We start from the raw sequence: 15238 nt of genomic DNA on the forward strand, positions 1-15238 counted from the left end.
CTCCTTAGAATGTCAGTGTGTTGTCGCCGAGCGGTGCGAGCATCTTGCCGACGGCGTCGTTTGGCAGGTTGTCCAGGCTGTGCTTCCAGTTCGGGGTGCGGTCTTTGTCGATGACGGCGGCGCGGATGCCCTCCATCAGGTCTGAATATTCCAATGCGCGATAGACGAAGCGGTACTCCAGCTCCAGCGATTTGCGCACATCGCGAGTTGTGGAGAGGTGGTGGATCATCTCGACCGTACAGGCCATCGACAGCGGCGAATTGCGGCTGAGAACTTCCAGCGCATTGGACGCGAAGACGCTGTCTTCACCGCGCAGCGAGGCTACGATGTCGCCAAGGTTGCCACCCCCGAAATGCGCGTCGATCATGGGCTGCATGGCCGACAGGTTGCCGGGTATCGCCGGGATCGCGGCCTCGTTGATATGGCTGGGGTCGCCGGTGCGGATCAGGTCGGCTTTCAACGCGGGCCATTCGGCCTGACGGATCACGAAATCGGCAAAGCCCGCGTGGATCGCATCGCCTGGCGCCATGCGGGCACCGGTCATGCCGATATATTCGCCCAGCCGACCCGGAGCATGGGCCAGGATCAGTGATCCGCCCACATCGGGCACCAGCCCAATGCCGCATTCCGGCATCGCCATACGTGAGGATCGCGCCATGATCCGGTGCGACGCATGACAGCCCACACCAACACCGCCGCCCATGGTGAAGCCTTGCATGAAACTGACGATGGGCTTGGGAAATTCAAACAGTCGAGCGTTCATGCGGTATTCATCGCGCCAGAAGTTCTGAGCGCGGGTGGGGTCGCCGGACTGGCCGATCTCGTAGATCTCACGGATGTCACCACCGGCGCAGAAGGCTCGGTCACCTTGGGCGTCGATCAGGATCAGCGCGACCTCGTCATCGTTGATCCAGTCGATCAGCGCGGCGTCGATCGCAAGGCACATGTCATAGGACAGGGCATTCAAGGCATCGGGGCGGGTCAGGGTGATGCGCCCGGCTTTACCCTCTTTTCTAATCGAGATGTCAGACATCAGCCGCGGTCGCGTTCAGCCAGCAGTTGACGGGCGACGATCAGGCGCATGATCTCATTCGTGCCTTCCAGAATCTGGTGCACGCGCAGGTCGCGCACGATCTTCTCGATCCCGTAATCGGCCAAGTAGCCATAGCCGCCATGCAGTTGCAGACATCCATTCGCCACGTCAAATGCCGCATCCGTCACCATCAGCTTGGCCATGGCGCAGAACTTCGAGGCATCGGGCGCTTTGTTGTCCAGTTTCCAAGCGGCCTGACGCAGGAAAGTACGCGCGGCTTGCAGGCGGGTCTCGTATTCCGCCAGCTTGAATTGCAATGCCTGAAACTGGTCGATGGTTTTGCCGAATGCCTTGCGTTCGCCCATATATTGCAGCGTCAGGTCCAGTGCCTTCTGTGCACCGCCAAGCGCACCTGCCGAGATGTTCAGACGCCCACCATCCAGCCCCGCCATCGCATAGACAAACCCTTTGCCCTCTTCGCCCAGCAGGTTTTCGTGCGGGACGGCGCAATCGTCGAATTGCACCTGTGATGTGGGCTGGGCTTTCCAGCCCATCTTGCGCTCATTCGCACCGAAACTCAGGCCGGGGGTGCCCTCTTCGACAATCACGGTGGAAATGCCCTTGGGACCATCTTCACCTGTGCGGCACATGGTGACATAGACGTCAGAATAGTTGCCGCCCGAGATGAACGCCTTGTTGCCGGTCAGCACATAGCTGTCGTTGGTCTTCTGTGCGCGGGTTTTCAGCGCCGCCGCATCCGAGCCGGAGCCCGGTTCGGTCAGGCAGTAAGAGAACACTTTTTCCATCGTGCAGAGCGACGGCAGCCATTTCTGCTTGTCTTCTTCTTTGCCGAATTTGTCGATCATACCTCCGCACATGTTGTGGATCGACAGGAACGATCCGACCGCAGGGTCGGCCATGGCGAGCGCCTCAAAGACCAGCGTTGCATCCAGACGCGACAGGCCCGAGCCGCCATATTCTTCGCTGACATAGATGCCGCCAAAGCCCAGTTCGGCCAATTGCGGCCACAGATCTTTCGGGATGGTGCCCTCGGCCTCCCATTTCTCGGAATTGGGGGCGATGTGTTCCTCGCCAAACCCTTTGGCCATGTCGAAGATGAGGGTCTGTTCCTCGGAAAGCGCGAAATCCATGTCTTTCTCCCGTCCGCGTGTTTGCGGGTCACGTTATGGCGCAATTCTTACAGGAGTTTTTCAATGCGGTGGAGAGTTCCGTCACGTCGCAAGCTGCCGTAACGTCAGACACCGCGGGCGGGGCGGGTCCTGCGGGTCACAGGTCGGTGTGATACTCTTCGATCAAATGCCGCACAACGTCTTGAAGCGCATACTCTTTCGGTTTCTCAGCCTGAATGCTGTCGTGATAGACAGCGCGCTGGCGGTCGGACGAGATGCCCGTCTCAAGAATACCGCGGGCGGCTTCGACTTCGACGACGCAGCCAAGGGCCTCGGCGTCCTGTTCAATCAGGTGGAACATATCCTCAAGAAGCTGCGGGAAATCGACGATCTCACCGATGCCGAAGTCGATCAGCCCGCCGCCGACCCCGTATCGTTGCGCGCGCCAGCGGTTTTCGGCGACAAGAAAATTGTCATAGAGCCGCCAGCGTTGGTTCTTGGCCTTCAACCGCCACAGCATACGGGCCAGACATTGGGTCAGCGCCGCCAGGCTGACTGTGTGCTCCAGGCGGGGTTGCACATCGCAGATGCGGCTTTCGATGGTCGGAAAGCGCGAGGACGGCCGCAGATCCCACCAGATTTTCGAACTGTCCTCGATCACGCCGATATCAACCAACGCCTGAACCGAGCGTTCGAATTCGGACCAGCCGGACAAATGCGGCGGCAGACCCGTGCGGGGCAAGTTGTCGAACACGGTCAGGCGATAGGATGCCAACCCGGTATCATCGCCTTGCCAGAATGGCGAACTGCCGGACAAGGCAAGCAGATGGGGCAGGAAATAGCTGAGCTGATTGACCAGGTCGATCCGCGTGTCGGGGTCAGGTATGCCGACGTGAACATGCATCCCACAGATCAGCATTCGGCGCACGACCCCCGCAAGATCGCGTTTCAGATCATTATAGCGGTCCTTGTCGACATGGTGCTGTTCCTTCCAGTCGGCAAAGGGATGACACGACGCCGCAATCGGGGCCAGACCATATGTTTTGGCATGTTTGGCGACGCTCGACCGCAAACGTTTCAGATCTTCGCGGGCGTCGGTCACGTTGGCGCAGACGCAGGTGCCGATCTCGATCTGGCATTGCAGGAACTCGGGACTGACCTGACCTTCAAGCTCGGCTTTACAGTCGTTCATCAAGCGATCAGGTGCACGCGCCAAGGCATAGCTGTCGCGATCCACCAGCAGATATTCTTCTTCGACACCAATAGAAAACGGCGGTTCTTTCAGGGCCATCGGCTGTCCTTTCGGTCGTGTCGGGAACAGCTTTGCATCATTGAGGGCAAGCGACAAGCATCCGGCACCATGAACACCGGCTGATTGGTCGTTCGGATCAAAGCGGAGGGAATTGAAGGTTGACCTTAGGTAAGGATGGGGCTTTGTTTGACTTGGCGTAATCGCGCCGAGGTTGAAAATGTATACTGCCACCTATTTCGATGACCAAAAGTTTTTGCTTATTCGCTGCTCTGCGCATGCCCGGTTCGCCAGCCTGACGGCCCGAATTGCCGAGTGGGTCATTGCCATTGACGCACCCAGGGGGCGTAGAGTTCTGGTTGATTTGCGCCAGTTGCGCACCATTGACCGTCCGAATGAGGGACCAGCGGAATACGTACAAATGCAACGGAAGCTGTTACGCGATTATCCCGCGGCCAGCAAATTGGCGCTTCTGGCTCCACGGCCCGAAATATTTGTTCTGGCGCGCATTTTTGAACAATCCGCGCAAGATCACGTGCCGACCGAGATTGATGTGTTCCGCAATGGGGCGGACGCTCTGGCTTTTCTGGGGGTTGCAGCCGAAGACGTTGACGATTTCGTCAGATCTTTGGGGGATGGTCGGCGGTTGGATTAGAAAAGCCCCGGTTGAAGAACCGGAGCTTTCTTGTTGATTTTGGCGGCGACCTGTCAATCCATCGCTTTGAAGTGGAATTCGCCACCTTCCTTTAGACCCGAGGGCCAGCGCGACGTCACGGTCTTGGTGCGCGTATAGAACTTGAACGCATCTGGGCCGTGCTGGTTCAAATCACCAAAGCCCGACTTTTTCCAGCCGCCAAAGGTGTGATAGGCCAGCGGCACGGGGATTGGCACGTTGATGCCGACCATGCCGATGTTGATCCGGTTGGCGAAGTCACGCGCGGTGTCGCCATCGCGAGTGAAGATCGCGGTGCCATTGCCGTATTCGTGGTTCATCGCGTGGCCGAGGGCTTCTTCGTAAGACTGCGCGCGCACCATGGATAGAACGGGGCCGAAGATCTCGGTTTTGTAGATGTCCATATCGGTGGTCACGCGGTCAAACAGGTGCGGACCGACGAAGAATCCGTCCTCATAGCCTTGCAGCTTGAAATCGCGATTGTCGACCACCAGATCAGCGCCCTGTTCGACGCCGGAGCTGATCAGACGCAGGATGTTTTCCTTGGCGGCTGCAGTGACGACCGGGCCGTAATCCACATCGTCGCCGGCGGTATAGGGCGCAACCTTCAGCTTTTCGATCCGCGGCACCAGAGCATCGCGCAGCTTGTCGGCGGTTTCCTCGCCGACTGGAACTGCGACCGAGATGGCCATGCAGCGTTCGCCAGCCGCGCCGAACCCGGCACCGATCAATGCATCCGCGGCTTGTTCCATATCGGCATCAGGCATGACGATCATGTGGTTCTTGGCCCCGCCGAAACACTGCGCGCGCTTGCCGTTTGCTGTGGCGCGCGAATAGATGTAATGCGCGATCGGGGTCGAGCCGACGAAAGCAACCGCCTGGATGGTTTCGTTGTCCAAGATCGCGTCCACCGCGTCCTTGTCGCCGTTCACAACCTGCAACACGCCATCGGGCAGGCCCGCCTCTTTGCATAGCTCAGCCAGCATCAAAGGGACCGAGGGATCGCGCTCGGACGGTTTCAGGATCATCGCGTTACCGGCAGAGAGTGCCGGGCCCATGCCCCAGAGCGGAATCATGGCGGGGAAGTTGAACGGCGTGATCGAGGCAACAACACCCAGCGGCTGGCGCATGGAGTACATGTCGATGCCAGGACCGGCTGAATCGGTGAATTCGCCTTTCAGCATCTGAGCGGCACCGATGCAGTATTCGATCACTTCAAGCCCGCGCTGAACGTCGCCTTTCGCGTCGGGGATGGTTTTACCATGTTCACGCGACAGGGCTTCGGCCAGCTTGTCCATGTCGCGGTTCAGAAGGCCAACCAGTGCCATCATTACGCGACCACGCTTTTGGGGGTTGGTCGCACCCCATGCTTTCTGTGCTTCGGCCGCTTTTGCGACGGCGTCGTCCATTTCGGCCTGTGATGCCAGCGCGACCTTGGCCTGAACCTCGCCTGTCGCGGGGTTGTAAACGTCTGCCGTGCGGCCCGACGTGCCGTCGACCAATTGGCCGTTGATCCAGTGTCCCAGTGTTTTCATGGTCTTTCTCCCATCAGTTCGAGGGGAAGATAGCCTTGCAATTATGCTTGGAAAAGAGGCAGTTCTTCAAAAAGGTTTTGCAAAAACGCAAAATGGGTCGAGGTTGGAGAGCAGGGAAGCCTCCGGCGGGGATATTTGGGGCCAGAAGAAACGCAGGTGATGCGAGAAGGGGCGAGGTGTTTGATGGACTGGGATGATCTGAGGGTGTTTCTGGCGGTGGCGCGCGCGGAAAGCCTGTCACGTGCAGGCAAAGTGTTGCGGCGTGATGCAGCAACCGTGGGGCGGCGGGTGGCGAAGCTGGAGGGGGATCTGGGGCAGCCACTTTTTACCAAATCACCGCAGGGATATGCGTTGACCGAGGCGGGGTCACGTTTGTTGTCCCACGCCGAACGGGCGGAGCAGGCCGTGTTGTCGGGGGCAGACGAATTGACCGGGCAATCCGGGCAATTGTCGGGGCAGGTGCGTATTGGTGCGACGGATGGCTGTGCCAGCTATATTCTGCCGCAGGTCTGCACAGCGATCCAGAAAGAGCATCCCGAGTTGGAGTTGCAGATCGTGGCCTTGCCGCGGGTAATCAACCTGTCGAAGCGTGAGGCGGATATGGCGATCACGGTTTCTCCGCCACAGGCCGGGAGGATCACTGTGCAGAAGGTGACGGATTATCATCTGCATCTTGCTGCGGCGCGGGAATATCTGGACCGTGCACCGCCATTGACCAGTCTGGATGACCTTCATGCACATCCGATCGTTGGGTATATCCAGGATATGATTTTCTATCCTGAGCTGGATTTCCTGACCGGGATGGGGATTGAGAAAGTGGCGCTGGCGTCAAACCTGGTCTCGGTTCAGTTGGGCATGGTGCGGCAGGGTGGGGGGATTGGGGTCACACATGATTTCATTCTGCCCTTTGCGCCAAACCTGCGGCGGGTGCTGACGGATGAGGTCTCGGTCACGAGATCGTTTTATCTGATCCGGCACGAGGGCGATGCGCGGGTCGAGCGGTTCACGCGCGTGGCCGAGGAATTGACGCGGGGTATCCGTGACGAGGTCGCACGATTGGAAGCGATGGCGTGACGGGAACTTTTCCTTTGCTGCAATTGCAAACAGCCCTTGACATATTGTTGCGCTTGGGGTGACGCTGAAGACAGAAAAATACAAGCATTTCACCAGAATGGAGGGCCACATGCTCATTCACCAGATACTGAAAAACAAAACGCTGGCGGGTGTTGCGACGGTCAAGCCGGGCAGTAAGGTTTCGGATGCGGCAAACCTTCTGTCCGAGAAGAAAATCGGCGCGGTGATCGTGTCCGAAGACGGTGTGCGCCCATTGGGGATATTGTCAGAGCGTGACATCGTTTCGGCATTGGGCAAGGTTGGCGCCAGCTGCCTGGACCAGTCAGTTGATGATCTGATGACGTCTAAACTGGTGACGTGTGTGCCGGGGGACCGGGCCATTCAGGTTCTGCACACAATGACCGACGGCCGATTCCGTCACATGCCAGTGATGGACGGCGATGAAATGATCGGATTGGTGTCGATTGGCGACGTGGTCAAAGCGCGTCTTGACGAGCTGTCACAACAAGCGGATGCCTTGAAAAACATGATCATGGGGTACTGACCAGATCCAATGGACCAGCAGTCAATGCTTTGCGCATTGCGGAATAAAACTTGCAGTGCCGGGCACAGTATTGTTGCGTATCGGCATTGAAGAAAGGCCAGAATATGCGCATAGGATTGTATCCCGGAACCTTCGATCCCATCACTCTGGGCCATACCGACATCATTCGTCGTGGGTGCGCTCTGGTCGACCGCCTGGTGATTGGGGTTGCGATCAACACGGGCAAGAACCCTATGTTCTCGCTTGAAGAGCGGGTTGCGATGGTCGAGGCGGAATGTGCCAAGCTGACGGCGGAAACTGGCACCGAGATCGTGGCCCATCCTTTTGAGAACCTTCTGATCGATTGTGCCCACGATGTTGGCGCGCAAATCATTATCCGCGGCCTGCGGGCGGTCACAGACTTTGAATATGAATATCAGATGGTTGGCATGAATCGCGCAATGGATGACAGCGTCGAAACCGTGTTTCTGATGGCCGAGGCGAAGTATCAGGCCATTGCGTCGAAGCTGGTGAAAGAGATTGCAAAGCTGGGCGGGGATGTGACGAAATTTGTGCCGCCCAGCGTGAAGGAGCAACTGTTGGCGAAAATCGGTTAGGCGGTGGTTTCACGCGGTCTGAGAGGTGACCGGGGCGGCGGCATTTTGGTATTGATCAATCGGTTTGAGCCCATCTGCCGATCTTCTGCAATTCCGTCCAACGGACGTTCCCGGTCGCTATTGATGAAAAATAGGCCCGTATTAGGAAAACAGTAAAGAGAATTTCGCGAAATGAAAATTCAGTGTGACTGTGGCAGTTTTCAAGCGGAACTTGCCAATTCCCCAAAGAATTCGCCCGGCAGACTTGTTTGTTATTGCGATGATTGTCAGGCTTTTGCTGAAATGCTTGAACGCACTGATGTCCTCGATGAGTTTGGGGGCACAGAAGTTGTCCCTGCTTACCCAAGCGACATCACTTTTATCAAAGGAGAAAGCAATCTTTGCTATTCTCAGGTGACACAGAACGGTCTTTATCGTTTTTCAACAACATGTTGCAATTCGCCGATCGTCAACACGCGCCCCAATTTTCCTTGGGCTGGTATATTTCACTCGGCGTATACTGCGGCTGATACTCAAGCGCTAAAAAAATTTGGCGAAATTCGTGGGCGGATTAGGGGAACATACGCCAAAGGCAACCCCGATTTCAAAGTTTCCGATAAGATCGGTGCGCGCGATATGCTGACAGTTCTCCCCTTTGTTGTGAAAGGCAAGCTTTTTGGAAAGCATAAGGGTTCACCCTTCTTTGAAAACGACGGTGCTACTCCCATCGGCCTCAAAAGACCTTAATGGCGTTTACGTGTTGACTAGCATCTGATCCTTGACCCACGGCAATCGTTGCAAAAACGACCGTTTGTTGAACGCCTCGCCCAAAAAAGGCGATATCTGTGCGACTGGGGTGAAAGCTAACTTCGTCCGCAAGCTAGAGTTCCGCGCCGACCAACCAAGTCGAAGAAAAGCCGGAGCCGATGCCCCCGGGCTTTCGCGTTCTGTGCGCGTGGGTCACAGATGCTTCGCCATCTCGACCGCTGTATCCAGCATGCGGCAACTGAAGCCCCATTCGTTGTCATACCAGCTGAGCACCCGCACCATGTTGCCGTCCAGCACCTTGGTTTGGTCCAGCGCGAAGTTCGATGAGTGCGAGTCGTGGTTGAAATCGCTTGAGACCAGCGGGCGGTCGACCACGCCAAGAACGCCTTTCAGCGGGCCGTTGGCGGCGGCGACAATGGCCGCGTTGACCTCGTCCACCGTGGTGTCGCGCGACGCCTCGAACGTCAGGTCAACGCAGGAGACGTTGGGCGTGGGGACACGGATTGCGACGCCGTCCAGCTTGCCCGCCAGCTCTGGCAGCACCAACCCGACCGCACGAGCAGCCCCGGTGGTGGTGGGGATCATGCTGAGCGCGGCTGCACGGGCGCGATAGAAATCCTTGTGCAGCGTGTCCAGCGTGGGCTGATCGCCGGTATAGCTGTGGATGGTCGTCATGAAGCCTTTGTTGATGCCAATTGCGTCTTGCAGAACCTTGGCGACCGGCGACAGGCAGTTCGTTGTGCACGAGGCGTTTGATACATGCACATCTGCCGCGGTCAGCGTGTCATGGTTCACACCGTAAACGATGGTCTTGTCTGCGCCCGAGGATGGGGCAGAGACCAATACACGGCTCGCGCCGTTTTCCAGGTGGATCTTGGCTTTGTCGCCGGTGAAGATGCCGGTGCATTCCAGTACGATGTCCACATCCCCCCAAGGCAGCTCGGCAGGATTGCGGATGGCGGTGACACGGATTGGACCACGGCCTGCGTTGATCGTGTCGTCAGTGAACGTCACTTCGTTCGGGAAACGACCATGCACGCTGTCGAATTGCAGCAGATGGGCATTCATGTCGACCGGGCCAAGATCGTTGATTGCAACAATTTCGATATCGTCGCGTCCGGTTTCATGCAGGGCGCGCAGCACCAGTCGTCCAATCCGTCCAAATCCGTTGATGGCCACTTTGACTGTCATATTCTTCATCCTTGCATGAGGGGCGCCCGGCGAAAGTCCGGCGCGGCCGGTCGTCATATGTGAGCGCTAACATCAACATTTCAGCCAAAAGGTCAAGAGAAGATCACCAACCGGGCCAGTAACCATCAACGCCAGAATGCAATCCATTCGGTGAATTCGAGGAACTTCTTTGACAGAAACAACAGGCTGCCACCCTCTGCAAACAGCAGATCAGCCGCGATCAAACCCACGATCAAAATGCCCAGGGTCAGTGCGATCTGGTTTGTCAAAGTCTGCTCCTGCCCATTTTGGCATATTGTTGCAATGGCAGGCGAGCCGGGGCAAGGGTAAAAGAAACCCCGCCACTGGAAGGGACGGGGTCAGGACTTGTTGTTGGTGGGGTGCTTAGAACGAGCCCATTTTCACTGCGACATCCGCCATGCGGGTCGAAAAGCCCCATTCGTTGTCATACCAGCCCATTACTCGCACAGTGCGGCCGCCAACGACCTTGGTCTGGTCCGGGGCGAAGATCGAGCTTTGTTCGGTGTGGTTGAAGTCAATCGAAACCTTGGGTTCGGGGTCATATCCCAGAACGCGCGACATCGTGCCTTCGGCGGCGACGCGCACGATCTCGTTTACTTCCTCCACCGACGTGTCGCGCCCGGCTTCAAAAGTCAGATCAATGGCCGATACGTTGGGAGTGGGCACCCGCATGGCGGTCCCGTCCAGTCTGCCAGCCAGTTCCGGCAGCACTTCGCCCAAGGCTTTCGCGGCGCCTGTCGACGTCGGAATGATCGCCATGGCGGCGGCGCGGGCACGGTAAAGGTCGTTGTGACGGCGGTCGAGCGTCGGCTGGTCGCCGGTGTAGGAATGGATTGTGGTCATGATGCCACGCTCAATTCCCAGCGCTTCGTGCAGGACCTTGGCCAGCGGGGCTAACCCGTTGGTGGTGCACGATCCGTTCGATACCATGTTGTGATGGGCCTGAAGCTCTTTGTCATTCACGCCCAGAACGATGGTTTTCTGCACATTCTTGGCGGGGGCCGAGATCAGAACCTTGCGCGCGCCCCGTTCGATGTGGCGCTTTGCCTTTTCACCATCGTTGAAATTGCCGGTGCATTCCAGCACAACGTCGCAGCCGGTCCAGTCCAATTCATCCAGATCATAGGTCGACATCATCTGCATCGGGCCGCGGCCCACATCCATGGTCATGTCGCCCAGCGAAATCTCGTTCGGGAAGCGGCCATGGATGCTATCATATTTCAACAGGTGTGCAGCGGTTTCCAACGGGCCGGTTGCGTTGACCTTGACCACGTTTATGTCGTTGCGACCCGATGCGGCGATCTGCGCCAAGGTGCAGCGGCCGATGCGGCCAAATCCATTGATACCCACTGTGACGGTCATGCGTCTTCCCCTCAGGTTTTGGCCTGATGGCCACGAAACTTTCAGCTGATATAACGACCGATCCGTCATGGCCCAACCCGCAAAACGCGTTTGACACCAGCTTGTTAGCGAAAACATGGTGGGTGAGCAGGTCGTTAGCGCAAACGATATGCGCCCACAGCCAACAGGACTCTTTGGTCTGCAAGTGCTTCACCCTGTGCGCGAATGCCTTTAATGTCCCGATCAACACAAACACAGGGGCATGGTTTATGAGTGGTTTGATTGCGCTGTTAGATGACGTGGCGGGCATTGCGAAGATCGCGGCGGCTTCGGTTGATGATGTGGCGGGTCAGGCGGCGAAAGCCGGGGCGAAAGCTGCCGGCGCGGTGATCGATGACGCTGCCGTCACGCCGAAATATGTGCAGGGGTTCGAGGCCAAGCGTGAGTTGCCGATCATCGGGCGCATCGCTTGGGGGTCGATCAAGAACAAGCTGATCATCCTGCTGCCGATCGGGCTGCTTCTGTCCTCGTTTGCGCCTTGGTTGATCCCGCCGCTGTTGATGTTGGGCGGGTCCTATCTGTGTTTTGAGGGCGCGGAAAAGGTCTGGCAGGTGTTGTTTCCCCATGAGAAAACATGGGATAAAGCCGAATATGACATCGGCGATCCGGCCCATCTTGAAAAAGAGAAAGTGGCGGGCGCGATCAAGACCGATTTCATCCTGTCGGCTGAGATCATGACCATAGCTCTTGCCGCCATACCGGAAAGCAATATCTGGATGGAGGCTGCGACTTTGGCAGTCGTCGCCATTGGTATAACGGTGGTCGTTTATGGGTCGGTCGCTTTGATTGTGAAAATGGATGATCTTGGGCTTTATATGGCCCAACGGGGAAATCTGTCTGCGACCCGCGCCTTCGGGCGCGGAATCGTCAACGCCATGCCGGGTTTCCTGAAATTGCTGATGGTCATAGGGACGGCGGCGATGATCTGGGTCGGCGGTTCGATCATCATTCATGGGCTATACGAACTGGGCGTATATCAACCCTATAGGTTCATTAACGAAATCGCGATTTCAGTGGCACGTGCCGTGCCGAATATGGCCGGGTTTGTTGAATGGGCCGTGACGGCGACGCTTGATGGAATTGTTGGGTTGGCGCTGGGCGTGTTGATTATCCCGCTGGCCACCCGCGTGATCGGGCCGATTTGGCAGTCCGTGTTCAAGGGCAAGGCCTGAATTGGCCGAAGGGTTGCCGGGTTCTCCTGGCACTTCGGGCGTTGTGCTAGGATTGGCGTGGTGACAGAGGAGCGACGGCGATGCCCATTTATCCGATCACAACCTGCCTGATGTATGACCGCGGAGCACAGGACGCCGCGCAATTCTATGCCCAAACCTTTCCCGACAGTGCGGTGACAGCAATACACCGTGCACCCAGCGATTATCCATCCGGCAAGGCAGGCGATGTGCTGACGGTCGAATTTACCGTGATCGGCATGCCCTGCATTGGGGTGAATGGCGGGGACCATTTCAAGCACAGCGAGGCGTTTTCGTTTCAGATAGCGACAAACACGCAAGAGGAGACCGACGCCTATTGGAATGCCATTGTCGGCAATGGCGGTCAAGAAAGTGTCTGTGGCTGGTGCAAGGACATGTGGGGGATTTCGTGGCAGATCACCCCGCGCACCTTGACCGAGGCGATTGCGGCGGGGGGAGATGAAGCCCGACGTGCGTTTGAAGCGATGATGCATATGAAAAAGATTGATGTGGCGGCCATTGACGCGGCCCGGCGGGATCGTGGCTCGTAAAGGGATGACCAGTCAACACTCGCCGAATGTCCAAGATTTTGGACAAAAAAAGCCCCGCCAGCAAGCCGGCGGGGCACTTCAGTTTCAAGGTTGTGAAGCGTTAGCCCAACAGATCCTTGGCTTTCTCGACGACGTTCTCGGCGGTAATGCCGAACTTCTCGAACAAAACGCCTGCCGGGGCTGACGCGCCAAAGCTCTCCATGCCCACAAAGGCGGCTTTCGCTTCGCGGCCGCGCTCGCCCAAAAGCCAGCGATCCCAGCCCCCGTCACGCACGGCCGCTTCGACGCCTACGCGCACGGGGCCAGGGGGCAGAACCTTGCGGCGATAGGCTTCGTCTTGTTGTGCGAACAGTTCCATACACGGCATCGAGACAACGCGGGTGCCGATGCCCTGGGCTTCCAGTGTGGCACGCGCATCCATCGCCAGCGACACCTCGGACCCGGTGGCGATCAGGATCACCTGACGCTTGCCAGCTTCCGCATCCGCCAGAACATAAGCGCCCTGAGCGGACAGGTTCTTCTGTTTGTATTCGGTGCGCACGGTCGGCAGGTTTTGCCGGGTCAGCACCAGGGTCGATGGCGTTTCCTTCGAGGCCAGCGCCAGTTCCCATGCCTCGGCCGTTTCCACCGTATCGGCCGGGCGGAAGGTATAGCTGTTGGGGGTCGCGCGGCAGATTGCCAGATGTTCGACCGGCTGGTGGGTCGGGCCGTCTTCACCAACGCCGATCGAATCGTGTGTCATCACGAAGACCGTCGGGATTTTCATCAGCGACGCCAGACGCATGGCAGGGCGCGCATAGTCGGTAAAGCAGAAGAATGTGCCGCCATAGGGGCGCATGCCGCCATGCAGCACCATGCCGTTCATCGCAGCCGCCATGCCGTGTTCGCGGATGCCCCAGTAAATATAGCGGCCTTTGCGGTTGTCCACGTCAAAGACGCCCAGATCACCGGTCTTGGTGTTGTTTGACCCGGTCAGGTCAGCCGATCCGCCGACGGTTTCCGGCATCACCGGGTTGATGACCTCAAGCACCATTTCCGACGATTTGCGGGTGGCTACCGTGGGTTTGCCTTCGGCCACCTGACGTTTCAGGGCACGGACAACGCCGCCCAGCTTCTTCGGCACGTCCAGCGCATATGCGCGGTTGAACTCGGCCTGTTTGCGTTCGCTGATTGACGCAAAGCGGGCTTCCCACTCAGCGCGGGCTGCTGCCCCTTTGGCGCCCATGGCTTCCCAAGCGGCTTTCACGTCGTCTTCAACCTGGAAGTCGCCGATGGGTGCGCCGTAGGCTTCTTTCGCAGCCTTGAGTTGGTCCGCGTCGGTCAACGCGCCGTGGCCTTTGGATGTGTCCTGAGCCGCATGGCCCAAAGCGATATGTGTCTTGCAGGCGATCATCGACGGCTTCTTGGTCGTCTTGGCCTTCGCAATCGCCGCATCGATCTGTTCGGGGTCGTGGCCGTCGATTTCCTGCACATGCCAGCCGGATGCCTTGAAGCGCTGCACCTGGTTGGTGCAATCAGACAGCGAGACCTTGCCGTCAATGGTGATGTCGTTGTTGTCCCAGAAAAGGATCAGCTTGCCCAATTGGTGACGCCCGGCCAAACCTATGGCTTCGTGGCTGATGCCTTCCATCAGGCAACCGTCACCAGCGATCACATAGGTGAAGTGATCGACGATTTTCTTGCCGAAGCGGGCGCGCTGGATTTCTTCGGCCATGGCAAAACCAACGGCGTTGGCGATGCCCTGACCCAGCGGGCCGGTGGTGGTTTCAACGCCCGAGACGTGCCCATATTCCGGGTGGCCCGCAGTGATCGCACCCCATTGGCGGAAGTTTTTGATCTGATCCAGCGTCACATCTTTGTAACCGGTCAGATGAAGCAGCGAATAGATCAGCATCGAACCGTGACCCGCCGACAGGATAAACCGGTCGCGGTCTTCCCAACGCGGCGCAGACGCATCGAATTTCAGGTGGTTCTCAAAAAGCACCGTTGCCACATCTGCCATGCCCATCGGCATTCCAGAGTGACCCGAATTCGCGGCGGCAACCGCATCCAGCGTCAGCGAGCGGATCGCGGTGGCTTTTTTCCAGTGATCGGGGTGGCTTTTGCGAAGCGTGGCGATGTCCAACGGTCAACATCCTTTGACAAAGTTGAGGTTGGACCCCTGATAGCAGTCATTTGCCAAGGGTCAAGCCAAGCTGCATGTCGCGGGCCAAGTGTTTGGAAAAGAACGGGGGGGCGCATTTTGGGGTGGGGTCGGGTAAGATCGGCATACCAGCACGCACCGCCGATTCGCACGCATGTCT

Annotated in this window: 15 protein-coding genes; 7 read left to right on the forward strand and 8 right to left on the reverse strand. The window is 57.9% G+C overall.

Annotation, left to right across the window (positions count from 1 at the left end; all coding sequences use genetic code 11):
- Positions 1 to 4 precede the first annotated feature (4 nt).
- The 3 genes from BMY55_RS06215 to BMY55_RS06225 all read right to left on the reverse strand — a co-directional run bounded on the left by BMY55_RS06215 (position 5) and on the right by BMY55_RS06225 (position 3454).
- Positions 5 to 1033, reverse strand: coding sequence for an enoyl-CoA hydratase/isomerase family protein (locus BMY55_RS06215; RefSeq protein WP_091429204.1), 1029 nt, complete (start codon positions 1031 to 1033; stop codon positions 5 to 7).
- Positions 1033 to 2184 carry an acyl-CoA dehydrogenase family protein gene (locus BMY55_RS06220; RefSeq protein WP_091429206.1) on the reverse strand — a complete coding sequence of 384 codons (1152 nt, stop codon included), beginning with the start codon at positions 2182 to 2184 and terminating at the stop codon, positions 1033 to 1035. Before BMY55_RS06220 ends, BMY55_RS06215 begins: the two co-directional genes overlap by 1 nt.
- A 136-nt stretch (positions 2185 to 2320) precedes the next feature.
- Positions 2321 to 3454: a carboxylate-amine ligase gene (locus tag BMY55_RS06225; protein WP_091429207.1), complete on the reverse strand. Its 1134-nt coding sequence runs from the start codon at positions 3452 to 3454 to the stop codon at positions 2321 to 2323.
- A gap of 178 nt (positions 3455 to 3632) precedes the next feature.
- On the opposite strand from BMY55_RS06225, the gene BMY55_RS06230 reads away from it, so the two are divergent.
- Complete coding sequence (locus BMY55_RS06230; RefSeq protein WP_091429209.1) at positions 3633 to 4067, forward strand: hypothetical protein; 435 nt, start codon at positions 3633 to 3635, stop codon at positions 4065 to 4067.
- A gap of 53 nt (positions 4068 to 4120) precedes the next feature.
- On the opposite strand, the gene BMY55_RS06235 is transcribed toward BMY55_RS06230, so the two are convergent.
- Positions 4121 to 5620: a CoA-acylating methylmalonate-semialdehyde dehydrogenase gene (locus tag BMY55_RS06235; RefSeq protein WP_091429211.1), complete on the reverse strand. Its 1500-nt coding sequence runs from the start codon at positions 5618 to 5620 to the stop codon at positions 4121 to 4123.
- Positions 5621 to 5803: 183 nt separating this feature from the next.
- Between BMY55_RS06235 and BMY55_RS06240 the strand changes: the two genes are divergently transcribed.
- The 4 genes from BMY55_RS06240 to BMY55_RS06255 all read left to right on the forward strand — a co-directional run bounded on the left by BMY55_RS06240 (position 5804) and on the right by BMY55_RS06255 (position 8560).
- On the forward strand, positions 5804 to 6694 hold the full coding sequence (locus BMY55_RS06240) for a LysR family transcriptional regulator (protein ID WP_091429212.1): 891 nt from the start codon (positions 5804 to 5806) through the stop codon (positions 6692 to 6694).
- A 109-nt stretch (positions 6695 to 6803) separates the two neighbouring features.
- Complete coding sequence (locus BMY55_RS06245) at positions 6804 to 7238, forward strand: CBS domain-containing protein (RefSeq protein ID WP_091432100.1); 435 nt, start codon at positions 6804 to 6806, stop codon at positions 7236 to 7238.
- A gap of 104 nt (positions 7239 to 7342) precedes the next feature.
- Entirely contained in the window at positions 7343 to 7834 is a 492-nt protein-coding gene (gene coaD, locus BMY55_RS06250; RefSeq protein WP_091429214.1) for a pantetheine-phosphate adenylyltransferase, read from the forward strand.
- Between the two features lie 171 nt (positions 7835 to 8005).
- A complete protein-coding gene (locus tag BMY55_RS06255) occupies positions 8006 to 8560 on the forward strand; it encodes a DUF6151 family protein (protein ID WP_091429215.1) in 555 nt (184 codons plus the stop codon).
- 213 nt (positions 8561 to 8773) lie between these two features.
- On the opposite strand, the gene gap (BMY55_RS06260) is transcribed toward BMY55_RS06255, so the two are convergent.
- The 3 genes from gap (BMY55_RS06260) to gap (BMY55_RS06270) all read right to left on the reverse strand — a co-directional run bounded on the left by gap (BMY55_RS06260) (position 8774) and on the right by gap (BMY55_RS06270) (position 11155).
- A complete protein-coding gene (gene gap, locus BMY55_RS06260; RefSeq protein WP_091432101.1) occupies positions 8774 to 9772 on the reverse strand; it encodes a type I glyceraldehyde-3-phosphate dehydrogenase in 999 nt (332 codons plus the stop codon).
- Between the two features lie 125 nt (positions 9773 to 9897).
- Positions 9898 to 10041, reverse strand: a complete 144-nt coding sequence (locus tag BMY55_RS16905; RefSeq protein WP_091429217.1) for a hypothetical protein — start codon at positions 10039 to 10041, stop codon at positions 9898 to 9900.
- A gap of 115 nt (positions 10042 to 10156) precedes the next feature.
- Positions 10157 to 11155, reverse strand: a complete 999-nt coding sequence (gene gap, locus BMY55_RS06270) for a type I glyceraldehyde-3-phosphate dehydrogenase (RefSeq protein ID WP_091429218.1) — start codon at positions 11153 to 11155, stop codon at positions 10157 to 10159.
- A 248-nt stretch (positions 11156 to 11403) separates the two neighbouring features.
- Between gap (BMY55_RS06270) and BMY55_RS06275 the strand changes: the two genes are divergently transcribed.
- On the forward strand, positions 11404 to 12366 hold the full coding sequence (locus BMY55_RS06275; RefSeq protein WP_091429221.1) for a DUF808 domain-containing protein: 963 nt from the start codon (positions 11404 to 11406) through the stop codon (positions 12364 to 12366).
- Positions 12367 to 12446: 80 nt separating this feature from the next.
- Entirely contained in the window at positions 12447 to 12935 is a 489-nt protein-coding gene (locus BMY55_RS06280) for a VOC family protein (RefSeq protein ID WP_091429223.1), read from the forward strand.
- A gap of 100 nt (positions 12936 to 13035) precedes the next feature.
- Here the strand turns inward: BMY55_RS06280 and tkt are convergent, their stop codons facing one another.
- Positions 13036 to 15060, reverse strand: a complete 2025-nt coding sequence (tkt, locus tag BMY55_RS06285; protein ID WP_091429224.1) for a transketolase — start codon at positions 15058 to 15060, stop codon at positions 13036 to 13038.
- Positions 15061 to 15238: the final 178 nt, after the last annotated feature.

The sequence above is a fragment of the Aliiroseovarius sediminilitoris genome, assembly GCF_900109955.1.
Lineage (GTDB): Bacteria > Pseudomonadota > Alphaproteobacteria > Rhodobacterales > Rhodobacteraceae > Aliiroseovarius > Aliiroseovarius sediminilitoris.

What these genes read in the sequence shown, in the direction of transcription:
- BMY55_RS06220 (WP_091429206.1), bottom strand. Translation starts at nt 2,184, where the DNA reads ATGGATTTCGCGCTTTCCGAGGAACAGACCCTCATCTTCGACATGGCC.
- BMY55_RS06280 (WP_091429223.1), top strand. Translation starts at nt 12,447, where the DNA reads ATGCCCATTTATCCGATCACAACCTGCCTGATGTATGACCGCGGAGCA.
- BMY55_RS06225 (WP_091429207.1), bottom strand. Translation starts at nt 3,454, where the DNA reads ATGGCCCTGAAAGAACCGCCGTTTTCTATTGGTGTCGAAGAAGAATAT.
- BMY55_RS06275 (WP_091429221.1), top strand. Translation starts at nt 11,404, where the DNA reads ATGAGTGGTTTGATTGCGCTGTTAGATGACGTGGCGGGCATTGCGAAG.
- gap (WP_091429218.1), bottom strand. Translation starts at nt 11,155, where the DNA reads ATGACCGTCACAGTGGGTATCAATGGATTTGGCCGCATCGGCCGCTGC.
- BMY55_RS06235 (WP_091429211.1), bottom strand. Translation starts at nt 5,620, where the DNA reads ATGAAAACACTGGGACACTGGATCAACGGCCAATTGGTCGACGGCACG.
- BMY55_RS06255 (WP_091429215.1), top strand. Translation starts at nt 8,006, where the DNA reads ATGAAAATTCAGTGTGACTGTGGCAGTTTTCAAGCGGAACTTGCCAAT.
- BMY55_RS06230 (WP_091429209.1), top strand. Translation starts at nt 3,633, where the DNA reads ATGTATACTGCCACCTATTTCGATGACCAAAAGTTTTTGCTTATTCGC.
- BMY55_RS06245 (WP_091432100.1), top strand. Translation starts at nt 6,804, where the DNA reads ATGCTCATTCACCAGATACTGAAAAACAAAACGCTGGCGGGTGTTGCG.
- gap (WP_091432101.1), bottom strand. Translation starts at nt 9,772, where the DNA reads ATGACAGTCAAAGTGGCCATCAACGGATTTGGACGGATTGGACGACTG.
- BMY55_RS06240 (WP_091429212.1), top strand. Translation starts at nt 5,804, where the DNA reads ATGGACTGGGATGATCTGAGGGTGTTTCTGGCGGTGGCGCGCGCGGAA.
- BMY55_RS06215 (WP_091429204.1), bottom strand. Translation starts at nt 1,033, where the DNA reads ATGTCTGACATCTCGATTAGAAAAGAGGGTAAAGCCGGGCGCATCACC.
- coaD (WP_091429214.1), top strand. Translation starts at nt 7,343, where the DNA reads ATGCGCATAGGATTGTATCCCGGAACCTTCGATCCCATCACTCTGGGC.